General features: G+C 55.4%; 1 protein-coding gene. It reads left to right on the top strand.

From position 1 onward, the window contains the following. Positions 1-71 precede the first annotated feature (71 nt). On the top strand, positions 72-251 hold a 180-nt coding region (locus tag GTGU_RS23840; RefSeq protein WP_038164109.1), incomplete at its 3' end, for a phage protein Gp27 family protein.

Raw genomic sequence — 251 nt, forward strand, 5'->3', positions numbered from 1 at the left:
GACGAACGAATATTTTGACATCGCCTGTCAGCGTATCGAGCAGGCACAGACGTCAGGGGACGGTAACCTTTATGACAAATGAACGCCAGACACGCGGCCGACCGTCAAAGATTGACCTGCTTCCGGAATCCATCAGGGATCAGCTTCATCAGATGCTTCGCGATAAACGCCACACCCAGGAAGAGATCCGCGACGCCATCAACGAGCTGATTGACAGCCACAACCTGCCGGAGGACATGCAGCTCAGCCGC

This window comes from Trabulsiella guamensis ATCC 49490 (assembly GCF_000734965.1).
Classification (GTDB): Bacteria; Pseudomonadota; Gammaproteobacteria; order Enterobacterales; family Enterobacteriaceae; genus Trabulsiella; species Trabulsiella guamensis.